General features: G+C 67.2%; 11 protein-coding genes. 6 read left to right on the forward strand and 5 right to left on the reverse strand.

The window, feature by feature from the left end; genetic code table 11:
* The 3 genes from XH85_RS35560 to XH85_RS35570 are packed head-to-tail and all read right to left on the reverse strand — an operon-like array spanning window position 1 to window position 1,540.
* The gene (locus XH85_RS35560) at window positions 1–264 is read right to left on the reverse strand and encodes a DUF6111 family protein (protein ID WP_128935618.1); all 264 of its coding nucleotides are present in this window, start codon (window positions 262–264) and stop codon (window positions 1–3) included.
* Complete coding sequence (locus tag XH85_RS35565) at window positions 261–932, reverse strand: CoA pyrophosphatase (protein WP_128935619.1); 672 nt, start codon at window positions 930–932, stop codon at window positions 261–263. The genes XH85_RS35560 and XH85_RS35565 overlap by 4 nt, the downstream gene beginning before the upstream one ends.
* The gene (locus tag XH85_RS35570; RefSeq protein WP_128935620.1) at window positions 929–1,540 is read right to left on the reverse strand and encodes a DUF1285 domain-containing protein; all 612 of its coding nucleotides are present in this window, start codon (window positions 1,538–1,540) and stop codon (window positions 929–931) included. The genes XH85_RS35565 and XH85_RS35570 overlap by 4 nt, the downstream gene beginning before the upstream one ends.
* Before the next feature lie 286 nt (window positions 1,541–1,826).
* Between XH85_RS35570 and XH85_RS35575 the strand changes: the two genes are divergently transcribed.
* From XH85_RS35575 to XH85_RS35605, 6 genes are all read left to right on the forward strand, one after another.
* Complete coding sequence (locus XH85_RS35575; RefSeq protein WP_128935621.1) at window positions 1,827–2,825, forward strand: AAA family ATPase; 999 nt, start codon at window positions 1,827–1,829, stop codon at window positions 2,823–2,825.
* Window positions 2,825–3,769: a DUF58 domain-containing protein gene (locus XH85_RS35580; RefSeq protein WP_128935622.1), complete on the forward strand. Its 945-nt coding sequence runs from the start codon at window positions 2,825–2,827 to the stop codon at window positions 3,767–3,769. Before XH85_RS35575 ends, XH85_RS35580 begins: the two co-directional genes overlap by 1 nt.
* Window positions 3,766–6,579 carry a DUF4159 domain-containing protein gene (locus XH85_RS35585; protein WP_128935623.1) on the forward strand — a complete coding sequence of 938 codons (2,814 nt, stop codon included), beginning with the start codon at window positions 3,766–3,768 and terminating at the stop codon, window positions 6,577–6,579. The genes XH85_RS35580 and XH85_RS35585 overlap by 4 nt, the downstream gene beginning before the upstream one ends.
* A 67-nt stretch (window positions 6,580–6,646) precedes the next feature.
* Window positions 6,647–8,710: a hypothetical protein gene (locus XH85_RS35590; protein ID WP_128935624.1), complete on the forward strand. Its 2,064-nt coding sequence runs from the start codon at window positions 6,647–6,649 to the stop codon at window positions 8,708–8,710.
* A gap of 315 nt (window positions 8,711–9,025) precedes the next feature.
* Complete coding sequence (locus XH85_RS35600; protein ID WP_164939189.1) at window positions 9,026–9,442, forward strand: DUF2946 family protein; 417 nt, start codon at window positions 9,026–9,028, stop codon at window positions 9,440–9,442.
* A gap of 143 nt (window positions 9,443–9,585) precedes the next feature.
* The gene (locus XH85_RS35605) at window positions 9,586–11,967 is read left to right on the forward strand and encodes a TonB-dependent receptor (protein WP_128935626.1); all 2,382 of its coding nucleotides are present in this window, start codon (window positions 9,586–9,588) and stop codon (window positions 11,965–11,967) included.
* A gap of 218 nt (window positions 11,968–12,185) precedes the next feature.
* On the opposite strand, the gene XH85_RS35610 is transcribed toward XH85_RS35605, so the two are convergent.
* Together XH85_RS35610 and XH85_RS35615 are read right to left on the reverse strand one after the other, a co-directional pair.
* Complete coding sequence (locus XH85_RS35610; protein WP_128935627.1) at window positions 12,186–12,701, reverse strand: GNAT family N-acetyltransferase; 516 nt, start codon at window positions 12,699–12,701, stop codon at window positions 12,186–12,188.
* A gap of 125 nt (window positions 12,702–12,826) precedes the next feature.
* On the reverse strand, window positions 12,827–13,318 hold the full coding sequence (locus tag XH85_RS35615; protein WP_128935628.1) for an NUDIX domain-containing protein: 492 nt from the start codon (window positions 13,316–13,318) through the stop codon (window positions 12,827–12,829).
* Window positions 13,319–13,411: the final 93 nt, after the last annotated feature.

Consider the following 13,411-nt stretch of genomic DNA (forward strand, 5'->3'; position numbering starts at 1 on the left):
CTATTTTTCCACGCCCGGCACGAGCTTGCCGTTCTCGATATGGGCGGGAACGTAGGTCGAATCCGGCGCCGCGCCGGAGAAATGCGCGAGGCCGATCAACCCCGCGATCACCAGCACGATCGCCGCCAGCGCAAGGCGCGCGACGATCGCAACCGGCCAGGAGGATCGCGCGAACAGGCCGGTCCGGGTGGCGGCCAGGAACAGCGCATAGACGGCAAAGGGGATGAGGAAGATTCCGATCTCGGTCAGAACCGGCCGGATCATGATGAATAGATCCGCTCATAAAGCACACGCAGCATACCCGCTGTCGCACCCCAGATGTAGCGTTCCGCGAACGGCATCGCGTAATAGAACCGCTCCATGCCGCGGAATTCCTTGCTGTGCACCTGGTGGTTCACCGGGTTCATCAAGAAGGATAGCGGCACTTCGAACGCGTCATCAACCTCGGAATGGTTGATCGTGAGCTTGAAGCCCGGCCTGACCCTCGCGACCGTCGGCAGGATGCGGAAGCCGAAGGCGGTGCCGTAGAGATCGAGATAGCCGATCGGCTCGACGAAGTCCCGCGACAGTCCGACCTCTTCCTCGGCTTCGCGCAGCGCCGCATCGAGCGGGGAGGAATCGGTCGCGTCGATCTTGCCGCCGGGAAAGGCGATCTGGCCGGCATGGTCGTTGAGGTGCGCCGAGCGCTGCGTCAGCAGGATGGTCGGCTCGGGATGGTCGACCACCGCGATCAGGACCGCCGCCGGCCGCACCGGCTGCTCGCGCGCGATGATCTCCAGCATCTTGTCGGTGCCTGGATCGCCCGAGGCCGGAATGATATTCGGATCATAGAGGCCGGGCGGGACGTCGAAGCCGAGCCTGGCCCTGGAGCGGGCGAAGAAATCCGCCGCGCTGAGCGCGACCGGATCGTTCTTCAGGATAGTTTTGTTCAAAGCGCGGCCCTCACCTGCTCCGCGTCGGCCATGGCGAAGAATTCGCCGGCCGACTCGACGCCGAACATCGGCTGGCCATCGACCATCCGCTCCTCGCCCATGTCAACCAGATCGTAATAGAGCGCACGGGTGACCTTGGCCCAGAGATCGGCGCGGACATGCAAGTAGGGCGTCAGCCCGCCGTCCTTCGCCTGCTCGAAGCGCAGCCGGTGCGCGGCATCGCAGGTCACCCAGTCGTCGACATTGGTGCGGAAGCTCAGCACGCGGTGGCTGCCCTCGCCGTGCTTCAGCATCTCGACCGCCATGAATGGCGCGTCGTCGACGCGAATGCCGACCTTCTCCACCGGCGTGACCAGGAAATGCTTGTCGCCTTCGCGCTTGAGGATGGTCGAGAACAGGCGGACCAGCGCGTGACGCCCGATTGGCGTCCCCATGTAGAACCAAGTACCATCAGAGGCGATTCGGATATCGAGATCCCCGCAAAACGGCGGATTCCATAGATGCACCGGAGGCAGGCCCTTTTTGGCGCCCTCGGCATTGGCAGCGCTTTTGGCGGCGGCAGTCAGCCCCTCGAGACCGCGATCGGCACTCTGCCCTTGGTTCGCCATGGTTTGCCCTGACTTTGTCATTTGGCACGATTGGTGCAGGTCTACGTTGTACCTCGGTGAGCGGTTCCACTCCGGACGAGTCCGGTGTGCGAGGTCGCCACTTCGTGATGCCGTACATAACCCGAAGCCGATAAGGTGGGGATAGGTTAATTCAACGAATACATGGCCTTCCTGCAAGTCTAGCATAGGGCCCATGATCCGACGGATGGCCTGACGTGATGTGCTGAGGTGAAGCGCTGACGTGACGACGCAGGCAAGCCGCGTGGCAGGCTGAAGGAGCGAGCGAATGGCGGAAAGTGTCGAGAAACTCGAGGACGGTATCGTCCGTTCGGCCGAGCAGGTGTCGGGCCAGATTCGCGCGGCGAAGGAAGCGATCGCATCCGTCATCTTCGGCCAGGATCGCGTGATCGAGAACACGCTCGTCACCATCCTCTCCGGCGGTCATGCGCTGCTGATCGGCGTCCCCGGCCTCGCCAAGACCAAGCTGGTCGAGACGCTCGGCGTCACGCTCGGCTTAGATGCCAAGCGCATCCAGTTCACGCCCGACCTGATGCCGTCGGACATTCTCGGCGCCGAGGTGCTAGACGAGAGCACCGCGGGCAGGCGTGCGTTCCGCTTCATTGCAGGTCCGGTGTTCGCGCAGCTCCTGATGGCCGACGAGATCAACCGCGCCAGTCCGCGCACGCAGTCGGCGCTGCTGCAGGCGATGCAGGAGCAGCACATCACGGTTGCGGGTGCGCGCCACGACCTGCCGAAGCCCTTCCACGTGCTCGCCACGCAAAACCCGCTGGAGCAGGAAGGTACCTATCCGCTGCCCGAGGCGCAGCTCGACCGCTTCCTGATGGAGATCGACGTCGACTATCCCGATCGCGACGCCGAGCGCCGCATCCTGTTCGAGACCACCGGCGCCGAGGAGACGCTGGCCAGAGGATCGATGACCGCCGACGCGCTGATCGCCGCGCAGCGGCTGATCCGCCGCCTGCCGGTCGGCGATTCCGTGGTGGAGGCGATCCTGTCGCTGGTGCGCTCGGCCCGTCCGGGTCCCGACGCCGGCGAAGCCGGCAAGTTCATCGCGTGGGGACCCGGCCCGCGCGCCAGCCAATCGCTGATGCTGGCTGTGCGCGCGCGTGCGCTGATCGACGGCCGTCTCGCGCCCTCGGTCGACGACGTGCTCGACCTCGCCGAGCCCGTGCTGAAGCACCGCATGGCGCTGACGTTCCAGGCGCGCGCCGAAGGACGCACGATTCCGGACGTGATCCGGCAATTGAAGACACGGATCGGTTGATGGCGGCAGAGAACGGGCACACAGCAAAGGAGATCATAGCGATCCGACGTGCCGATGGCGAAAGCCGCACGCTCGCCGCTTCGCTGCCGCGCCTGGTGCTCGAGGCCCGCCGTATCGCCGCCAACGTCATCCACGGCCTGCATGGAAGGCGCCGCGCCGGCTCCGGCGAAAGTTTCTGGCAGTACCGTCGCTTCGTCTCGGGCGAGCCGTCGCAGAACGTCGACTGGCGGCGCTCGGCGCGTGACGACCATCTTTACGTCCGCGAGCAGGAGTGGGAGGCCGCGCACACGGTCTGGATCTGGCCCGACCGCTCGCCCTCGATGGCCTTCGCCTCAAAGACCGCGCGCGAATCCAAGCTCGAACGCACGCTGATCGTCGCCTTCGCGCTGGCCGAGCTGCTGGTGTCCGGCGGCGAACGCGTCGGCATTCCCGGGCTGATGGCGCCGACCGCGAGCCGCAGCGTGATCGACAAGATGGCGCAGGCGATGCTGCATGACGACGCCGAACGGCTCAGCCTGCCGCCGTCCTTCGTGCCCTCGGCACTTGCCGAGACGATCGTGCTGTCGGATTTCTGGTCGCCGATCTCCGAGATCAGGGCCACGCTTGCAGGGCTCTCCGGCTCCGGCGCACATGGCACCATGGTGCAGATCGTCGATCCCGCCGAAGAGTCGTTTCCGTACTCCGGCCGCATCGAGTTCGTCGAGCCGGAAGGGTTCGGCGTGATCACCGCCGGCCGGGCCGAGAGCTGGGTGCAGGATTACACCGCGCGGCTCACGCTGCACCGCGACCAGATCCGCGCCGAGACCAACAAGCTCGACTGGCTGTTCACCACGCACGCGACCGACCGCTCGGCCGCCGAACTGCTGCTGTTCCTGCATGCCGGCCTGCAGGTGAGCAAGTCGGGCGCCCGTACCACGACGATCAAGGCGGGGCCGGCCGCATGATGGGATTGCCGCTCGCCTTCACCGAACCGCTGCTCCTGATCGGCCTCGTCAGCCTGCCCGTGCTGTGGTGGCTGCTGCGGGTGATGCCGCCGCGGCCGCGCCGGATCGAGTTTCCGCCGACACGGCTGTTGTTCGACCTCGCGCCGCGCGAAGAAACGCCCTCGCGGACGCCGTGGTGGCTGACCGCGTTGCGCCTGCTCGCGGCCGCGCTGGTGATCTTCGCCGCCGCCGGCCCGATCTGGAATCCGCAGACGGGTCTTGCCGGCAGCAAGGCGCCGCTGATGATTATGTTCGACGACGGCTGGAGCGCGGCATCGCATTGGGACGTCAGGATCAGGGCCGCCGACGAGCTGATCGCCAACGCCGACAATGACCGCCGCGCCATCGCGCTGGTGCCGCTGTCCGAGCCGAACCGCGACATCACCCTGATGCCGGCGGGTGCGGCGCGCGTCGCGCTGCGCCAGCTTGCGCCAAAGCCCTATTCGATCGACCGCGTCGAGACCCTGACCGCAATCGATCGTTTCCTCAAAGCCACCGGCGACTGCGAGATCGCCTGGCTCTCCGACGGCGTCGACACCGGCCGCGGCGAGGAATTCGTGGCTGGCCTCGGCAAGACCATCGGCGATCGCAGCCTGACCGTGTTCGAAGGCGGCACCTCCGCGCCGCTGGCGCTGGTCGCGGCCGAGAACGCCGCCGCCAGGATGACGGTGAAGGTGCTGCGCACCGACAGCGGCATCGCCGTCGGCACCGTGCGCGCGCTGGACCAGAAGGCCTCGCCGATCGGCGAAGCCCGCTATTCATTCGGCCCGCAGGACAAGGAGACCGACGCGGCGTTCGATCTGCCGGTCGAGCTGCGCAACGACATCACCCGGCTCGAGATCTCGGGCGAGCGCTCCGCCGGCGCGGTGCAGCTGCTGGACAAGCGCTGGCGCCGTCGCGCCATCGGCATCGTCTCGGGCTCGACCAGCGAGACCGCGCAGCCGCTGCTGGCGCCCACCTTCTATCTCACCCGCGCGCTGGCGCCGTTCGCCGACGTGCGGCTCGCCGACAAGGGCTCGCCGCAGCAGGGCATCACCCAGTTCCTCGACCAGAAGCTGCCGATGATCATCCTCGCCGATGTCGGCACCATCGCCCCTGAGCTGCGCGAGCGCCTCAATGCCTGGATCGATCAGGGCGGCGTGCTGGTGCGGTTCGCAGGGCCCCGGCTGGCGCAGGCCGAAGACGATCTCGTGCCGGTCAAGCTGCGCAAGGGCGGCCGCACGCTCGGCGGCAGCCTGACCTGGGAGAAGCCGCAGCATCTCGCCTCCTTCGCCGCCGACGGTCCATTTGCCGGCGTCGTGGCCCCCAAGGACGTCACCGTGAGCCGCCAGGTGCTGGCCGAGCCCGACGCGGTGCTCGCCACCAAGAGCTGGGCCTCGCTGGAGGACGGCACGCCGCTGGTGACGGGCGAGCATCGCGGCAAGGGGCTGGTCAGCCTGTTCCACGTCAGCGCCGACATGCGCTGGTCGGATCTGCCGATGTCAGGCACCTTCGTCGAAATGCTGCGGCGGGTGGTCGACATGTCCGGCTACACGTCCAAGCCCGGCGCCGGGGTCGCGGCCGAGACGACCGCCGAGACGGTGGCGCCGCTGCACATCCTCGACGGTTTCGGCGCGTTCGGCCCGCCGCCGGCCACCGCAAAACCGCTGCCGGCAGATTATCGCGACCGCGCCACACCCGATCATCCGCCGGGCTTCTATGGTCCGGCCGAAGGACCGCTCGCCGTGAACACGCTTGCCGCCGCCGACCGCATCGCAGCCCTGAACACCGCGAGCCTGCGCGCCCGGCACGCCACCTACACCAATGCCGAGCCGCGCGACTTGCGCGGCTGGCTGCTGTCGACGGCGCTGGCATTGTTCCTGATCGACGCAATTATCGTCGCGCTGCTCGGCGGCGGGATTGCCGCGCTGCTGCGCCGCCGCGCTGCGCCAGCGATGATCATCTTTGCCCTGGTGCTCGCGGGCGTCGCGGCGCTCTCGCCGACGCCGGCGCGCGCCGACGGCGTCACGGACGAGTTCGCCATGAAGGCGGTGTCGCAGACCCGCCTCGCTTATGTCGTGACGGGTAATGCCGACGTCGATTCCATCGTCAGGGCGGGGATGAACGGGCTGACGCTGTTCCTGGCGCAGCGCACCGCGCTCGAGGCCGGCGACCCCGTCGGCGTCAATCCCGCGCGCGACGAGCTCGCCTTCTTCCCGCTGATCTACTGGCCGATCGTGCCCGGGGCGCCCAAGCCGCCGCAGGATGCCATCAACAAGATCGACGCCTACATGAAGCAGGGCGGCACCGTGCTGTTCGACACCCGCGACGCGATCGAAGCACCGCCCGGCGCGAACGGCGCGGCGCAGACCCCGGCCATGCAGACGCTGCGCGAGATCCTGTCCTCGCTCGACGTGCCCGAGCTCGAGCCGGTGCCGCGCGAGCACGTGCTGACCAAGACCTTCTACCTGCTGCGCGACTTCCCCGGCCGCTTCGTCTCCGGCCAGACCTGGGTCGAGACCCTGCCGCGCGACGAGGACGAGGACAGCGCGCAGCGGCCGGCGCGCGGCGGCGACGGCGTCTCGCCGATCATCATCACCTCGAACGACCTAGCCGGCGCCTGGGCGGTGCGCCCCGACGGCCAGGCCATGCTGCCGGTGACCGGCGGCGATACCCGCCAGCGCGAATTCGCCTACCGCGCCGGCGCCAACATCGTGATGTACACCCTGACCGGCAACTACAAGGCCGACCAGGTGCACGCACCAGCCCTGATCGAACGGCTCGGGCAATGAGCATGATCCGGAAAAGTGGGAACCGGTTTTCCGTGAAGATCATGCTCACAACGAATAGAAGGGCGATATGAATTACGGCATCGCGTTCACGCCGCTTGTTCCCGCGATCGTCCTCTGGCTTGCGCTGGCCGCGATCGTCGTCGTTGCGCTGGTGCTGCCGCTCGCGCGCGCACGCGGCGCGGCCGTGCGCGTGGCCGCGCTGGCGCTGTTCCTGCTGGCGCTCGCCAATCCCTCCTTCACCCGCGAGGATCGCGATCCCCTCACCTCGGTCGCCGCCGTCGTCGTCGACAAGAGCCCGAGCCAGAATTTCGGCAACCGCAATCGCGAGGCCGCGCAAGCGCAGGAAGCGCTGGTCGACAGCCTCAAGAAGATCAAGGGCCTCGAAGTCCGCGTCGTCGATGCCGGACAGGCCGACGGCGAGACCGACGGCACGAAACTGTTCGGCGCCCTCGCCTCGGCCTTGTCGGACGTGCCGGTCGACCGCGTCGCCGGCGCGTTCCTGATCACCGACGGCCGCGTCCACGACATTCCGGCGAACGCCGCCGCGCTCGGCTTCCAGGCGCCGGTGCAAGCGCTGGTCACCGGGCAGAAGGACGAGCGCGACCGCCGCATCGCGATCACGGCGGCGCCGCGCTTCGGCATCGTCGGGCAGACCCAGACCATCAGCTACCGCCTCGACGACCAGGGCGTCTCCGGCGAGCGTGCCAAGGTCACGGTCCGCAGGGACGGCGAGGTCATCAACGAGCGCACGCTATCGAGCGGCCAGGCCGCGAGCGTCGACGTCGACATCAAGCATGCCGGCCCGAACATCGTCGAGATCGAGGCCTCGCCGCTCGAGCGAGAATTGACGCCGGTGAACAACCGCGCGGTCGTCGCCATCGACGGCGTGCGTGACAAGCTGCGCGTGCTCTTGGTCTCGGGCGAGCCGCATTCGGGTGAGCGCACCTGGCGCAATCTGCTCAAATCCGACGCCAGCGTCGATCTCGTGCATTTCACCATTCTGCGTCCGCCGGAGAAGCAGGACGGCACGCCGATCAACGAATTGTCGCTGATCGCGTTTCCGACCCGCGAGCTGTTCCAGCAGAAGATCAACGAATTCCAGCTGATCATCTTCGACCGCTACGCCCGCCAGGGCGTGCTGCCGATCGCCTATTTCGACAACATCGCGCGCTATGTGCGCTCGGGCGGCGCGGTGCTGGTCTCGGCCGGCCCCGACTACGCCTCCAACACCAGCATCTGGCGCACGCCGCTGGATTCGGTGTTGCCGGCCGAGCCCGTCGGTGTGACGGAAAAGCCGTTCTATGCGCATCTGTCAGACATCGGCAAACGCCATCCCGTCACGCGCGGGCTGGAGGGCTCGGGATCCGAGCCGCCGCGCTGGAGCCGGTTCTTCCGCACCGTCGACACCCGCAATGCGGTCAACCCGCCGGTCATGACCGGCGTCGACGGCAAGCCGTTGTTGTTCCTGTCGCGCTTCGGCGAGGGCCGCGTCGCGCTGCTGCTGTCCGATCACATCTGGCTGTGGGCGCGCGGCTATGAGGGCGGCGGACCGCATCTCGACCTGCTCAGGCGGATGTCGCACTGGCTGATGAAGCAGCCGGATCTCGATGAAGAAGCGCTGCGCCTCCAGGTGCAGGGCAAGGATCTCGTGGTGGTGCGCCAGACCATGTCGGACAGCGTCCAGCCGGTGAACGTGACCTCGCCATCGGGCGTGTCGCACGACCTGACGCTCAGCCCCGGCGATCCCGGCGAGTGGCGCGCCAGCCTGCCGGCGAACGAGCTCGGCCTGTGGCAGGCCACCGACGGCACGCTGAAGGCGCTGATCAATGTCGGCCCGACCAATCCGAAGGAGTTTTCGGAAGTCACCTCTACCACCGAGACGTTGAAGCCGCTGACCCAGGCGACCGGCGGCAACGCCGTGCGCGTGGCCAGTGGCTCCAGCGTCGAGCTGCCGCGCATCCTGCCGGTGCGCTCCACCAGCGTCTTCCACGGCGACGGCTGGATGGGCGTGCGGATGCGCGATGCCAGCGTCGTGAAGGGCGTCGGCGTGCTGCCGATCTTCGCCGGGCTGATCGGCCTGTTGCTGCTGCTCGGTGCCTTCGCCGCGACTTGGGTCCGCGAAGGGCGGTGATCTCTTGGTCGGGGGCTCGTTCAACCTCTCCCGCTTGCGGGAGAGGTTGGCGCGAAGCGCCGGGTGAGGGTTCTCTCCAAACAGACACCCTCTCCCCAGCCCTCTCCCGCAAGCGGGAGACGGAGCGCACCTTCTGCGTTGCTGCATCAGGCCTAATCTCAATCCACTCTAGACTAGTTGCCGGAACGACACATTGGGTCGGCGGCCTGCGCGCGCCGATCCGCCTACCGTTGACATCCGCTGATCGATCGGGCGATGTTACATTGTAACGCCGCGATGCCAGGGGATTGGCCGCGCGGTGTGGGGCGCTTTCGGATGAAATGGTTTCGGTCAAATGTGAGGCACGGTGCCCGGCTCGCGCTGTTCGCGATGCTGGTGCAGTTCGCGCTGACGTTCGGCCACAGCCACTGGTTCGCGCAGGCCGCGCCCCTCGCCCAATCCTCGCTGCAGCAGACGGACAGCGCCAAGGACATCGCCAAGGGCGTTGCTGCGATGGACCGCGGCGCGGTCCAGAAGCAATCGCCCGCCCGTCCTGACCGCGAGCATCCCGGCGACGACAATTGCGCGATCTGCGCCGTCGTCGCGATGGCGGGCACAATCGTGTTCGCGACGCCGCCGGTGCTGCTGCTGCCGCAGGCGATCGAGCTGCTCCACCGCACCACCGATGCCGAATTCATCCATCTGAAATCGGCCGGCACGGCGTTCCAGCCCCGCGCCCCTCCTGCGTCCTGACCTCCAACGCTTGATCATGCCCAGCCTCGCCGCATGGCGGCGAATGCCTGGGAGAAGTTGAAGTCGAATTCCGTCGCGCTGCGACGGCAGGCCGCCTCCGATCAGCAGACAATCATGCGGACGGCCTGGCTGGAATCAGGACCATGTCATTTCAATTGCGACGCGCGCAGCGCCTTGGCGGAGCAAGCCTGCTCCTGCTCGGCGTCGCCGCCACGCCCGCCTTCGCCCAAGAGCCGGCACAACAGCCTGCGCAAGACAAATCGTCGACCGAGATCCCGGCCGTCACCGTGACGGCGCCGAGCCCGATCGTGCGCCGAGCGGTGGTGCCGTCCCGCAGCGCAGGTCGCGGCACGCGAACCGCGCGGGTGCGCAGCCGCCAACAAACGGCGGAAGCCCCGCCCGCAGCCCCCGCGCCCGCCGCGCCTCAGCAGGGCGTGCTGCCTATTGTGACCAACCAGTTCGCGACCGTCACCGTGGTGCCGAACGAGGAGATCCGCCGCGAGGGCGGCGGTCAACTCGGCGATCTCCTGTTCTCCAAGCCCGGCATCACCGGCTCGAGCTTCGCGCCCGGCGCCTCCAGCCGGCCGATCATCCGCGGCCTCGATGTCAACCGCGTCGGCATCGTCGAGAACGGCACCAATGGCGGCGGCGCGTCCGATCTCGGCGAGGATCATTTCGTCCCGATCGATCCGCTCGCCACCAACCAGGTCGAAGTGGTGCGCGGGCCGGCCGCGCTGCGCTACGGCTCGACCTCGATCGGCGGCGTCGTCAGCGCCACCAACAACCGGATTCCGGACGCGATGCCGTCCTGCGCGCCGTCGTTCCAGACCTACGGCCTGCCGACCAAGGCCCCGCTCGCGAGCGCCGCGACCTCGCCTTGCGTCACCGCCGAGACGCGCACCGCGTTCAGCTCGGTCGATCGCGGCGTCGAAAGCGGCGTGCTGCTTGATACCGGCGGCGGCAATTTTGCGTTCCATGCCGACGCCTATGGCCGCACGACCTCCGACTATTACATCCCGAGCTATCCCTATCTCACCGACCAGTCGCGCCCCGTGAACGGTCGCCAGCCCAACTCGGCGACGCGTTCCGACGGCGCCTCGATCGGCGGCTCCTACTTCTTCCAGGGCGGCTATATCGGCGCGTCGATCACGCAGAACGACTCGCTCTACCACATCCCCGGCATCGACGGCGCCGACCACAACACGCGGATCGACGGCCACCAGACCAAGATCAACGTCAAGGGCGAGTACCATCCCGACGCGGCCGCGATCGATGCCGTCCGCTTCTGGGCCGGCGCGACGGATTACCGGCACAACGAGATCGGTCTTGCCGATCCCGCTGACCTCAGCAGCGACGGCATCAGGCAGACCTTCACCAACAAGGAGCAGGAGATCCGCACCGAGGTGCAGCTGATGCCATTCAACGCGCGCTTCGCCGAGGTGACCACGGCGCTGGGCTTCCAGGTCGGACATCAGGAATTGAGCGCGCCGAGCCCCGACAATCCCGGCACGCTGTTCAACGGCCTGTGGGACCCCAACAACAGCACGCGCGTTGCCGGCTACGCCTTCAACGAGTTCAAGTTCACGGAAGCGACGCGGGCGCAGATCGCCGGCCGCATCGAGCATGTCGAGCTGCACGGCACGACGCCGGACTTCCCGGCCGATTACCTGCCCGACGGCACGCCGCAGACGGCGATCTCGCGCAATCCGTCCTTCACCCCGAAGAGCGGCAGCATCGGCCTGTTGCAGGACCTGCCGGGCGGCATGGTCGGCAGCATCACCGCACAATATGTCGAGCGCGCACCGAAGGCGGCCGAGCTGTTTTCCCGCGGCGGCCACGACGCGACCGCGACCTTTGACATCGGCAATCCGAACCTCACCATCGAGACCGCGAAATCGGTCGAGCTCGGCGTGCGCAAGGCGACGGGGCCGTTCCGGTTCGAGGCGACGGTCTACTACACGCATTTCGACAATTTCATCTTCCGCCGTCTCACCGGCGTGTCCTGCGACGACGACTTTGCGTCCTGCGGCACGCCGGGCGCCGAGCTGAACCAGGCGGTCTACTCGCAACGCAATGCGAATTTCCGCGGCGGCGAATTCCAGTCGCAGCTCGACGTCGGCGCGTTCCAGGGCGGCATCTGGGGCATCGAGAACCAGCTCGATTTCGTCCGCGCCACCTTCAGCGACGGCACCAACGTGCCGCGGATTCCGCCGCTCAGAATGGGCGGCGGCGTGTTCTGGCGCGACGACAACTGGCTGATGCGCGTCAACCTGCTGCACGCCTTCGCGCAGAACAACGTCGCGGTGATCGCGGAGACCCCGACAGCTGGCTACAATCTGCTGAAGGCCGAGGTCAGCTACAAGACCAAGCTCGACCGCAATTGGTTCGGCGCACGCGAGATGATGGCCGGCATCGTCGGCAACAATCTCCTCAACGAGAACATCCGCAACTCGGTGTCCTACACCAAGGACGAGGTGTTGATGCCAGGCATCGGCGTCAGGGCATTCGCGAACTTCAAGTTCTAGTTTCGAAGCAGTCGGGGCCTATTGGCCCCGACTGACTGACCTCGCGTCTCGGATTGCGCTTCAGCTAATCCGGGCTGCACGGCTGTCTCCACACCGTCATTGCGAGCGTAGCGAAGCAATCCAGACGTCACTGCGGAAAGATTCTGGATTGCTTCGCTACGCTCGCAATGACGGTGTATGAGGCAACGCCGCGCTTCCAATTCGCAGCGTCGTAGCCCCTACCCCCGCGCCTTGCTCCAGTCGGGACCGACCGCCCCCGACACGCCCTCGAAAGCGCCGTCGACGAGCTCGAACACCAGGATACGGGCGGCGTCGACCGGCCCCGGCATGGTGACGCGGCCCTTGGGGACCGGCTTGAAGCCGACGCGGCTGTAATAGGGCTCGTCGCCGACCAGGAGCACGATGGCGTGGCCTTTTTCCTTGGCGTCCTTCAGCGCGCGCTCCATCAGGAGACGGCCGATGCCGCGGTCGCGGAACGGCGGCTCGACGGTGAGCGGCCCGAGCAGCAGCGCCGGCGTGTCGCCGATCAGGATCGGCAATTGCCTGACCGAGCCGACCAGCAGCGTGCCGATGCGCGCGGTGAAGGACAGTTCGAGCAGATGGTCGACGTGCTCGCGAATCCGATAGGCGCTGAGCACGAAGCGGCCGGGACCAAAGGTGCGCTCGTGCAGCCGTTCGATCGCCTGGGCGTCGCCGGCGGCCTCGGGAAGGATGGTGAGTGAGAGATCGGTCATGTCAGTTGGCGGGATAGCACCTGAACGCAGCGCGGTCCATCGGGCAGCAAAGATGCTCAGTTCCTTTTCAGCGCCGGCGGGAGAGGTGTTCTGACTCGCCGTTGAACGACCAGTACAGCCCGCCCTCAGCGCCACGTCGCAATCAGGGGCTTGCCGCCCAGCACTTCCGCGATCCGCAGCCGTGTGCCGGGCGTGGTCCCCTCGGGCAGCGCCGTGATCGCGAAGTACCCGCATTCGACGATCTCGTGATTGGGCGCGGGCAGGCGGTCCTGACTGAACTGCCTGACGACGTAGACCGCGACATGGTCGCGGCGGGAGACGTGGCTGTTGAGGAAGATGCCGTGCAGCACGGCATCTCCGATCAGATCGATGTCACCCTCCTCCTTGAGCTCGCGCCGTAGCGCGTGCGCCATGGTCTCGCCGAAATCGACGCCGCCGCCGGGCAGGTACCAGCCGCTGACATAGCTGTGCCTGACCAGGAACACCCGGTTCTCCGCGTCCAGCACCACGGCGCGGACGCCGAGCGTCATGCCGCGGACCAACAGGAAATAGACATGGAAGAGGCGCCGCAGCAGCGGCTCGAATTTTCGTCGAATGGTGTTCAGACGTTCTCCCATCAGGCTTTCCTTGACACCCCCTTTTGAGGCCCTGCTTGCGCGCCGGCTGCGACCTTGCCATTACAGCGGAGCAATAGCGAGGCAATCGCGCGC

This window comes from Bradyrhizobium zhanjiangense, from assembly GCF_004114935.1.
Classification (GTDB): domain Bacteria; phylum Pseudomonadota; class Alphaproteobacteria; order Rhizobiales; family Xanthobacteraceae; genus Bradyrhizobium; species Bradyrhizobium zhanjiangense.

Bases quoted from the DNA above. Each gene is read 5' to 3' on its own strand.
- XH85_RS35560 (WP_128935618.1), bottom strand. From the start codon at position 264: ATGATCCGGCCGGTTCTGACCGAGATCGGAATCTTCCTCATCCCCTTT.
- XH85_RS35570 (WP_128935620.1), bottom strand. From the start codon at position 1,540: ATGGCGAACCAAGGGCAGAGTGCCGATCGCGGTCTCGAGGGGCTGACT.
- XH85_RS35575 (WP_128935621.1), top strand. From the start codon at position 1,827: ATGGCGGAAAGTGTCGAGAAACTCGAGGACGGTATCGTCCGTTCGGCC.
- XH85_RS35580 (WP_128935622.1), top strand. From the start codon at position 2,825: ATGGCGGCAGAGAACGGGCACACAGCAAAGGAGATCATAGCGATCCGA.
- XH85_RS35585 (WP_128935623.1), top strand. From the start codon at position 3,766: ATGATGGGATTGCCGCTCGCCTTCACCGAACCGCTGCTCCTGATCGGC.
- XH85_RS35590 (WP_128935624.1), top strand. From the start codon at position 6,647: ATGAATTACGGCATCGCGTTCACGCCGCTTGTTCCCGCGATCGTCCTC.
- XH85_RS35600 (WP_164939189.1), top strand. From the start codon at position 9,026: ATGAAATGGTTTCGGTCAAATGTGAGGCACGGTGCCCGGCTCGCGCTG.
- XH85_RS35605 (WP_128935626.1), top strand. From the start codon at position 9,586: ATGTCATTTCAATTGCGACGCGCGCAGCGCCTTGGCGGAGCAAGCCTG.
- XH85_RS35610 (WP_128935627.1), bottom strand. From the start codon at position 12,701: ATGACCGATCTCTCACTCACCATCCTTCCCGAGGCCGCCGGCGACGCC.
- XH85_RS35615 (WP_128935628.1), bottom strand. From the start codon at position 13,318: ATGGGAGAACGTCTGAACACCATTCGACGAAAATTCGAGCCGCTGCTG.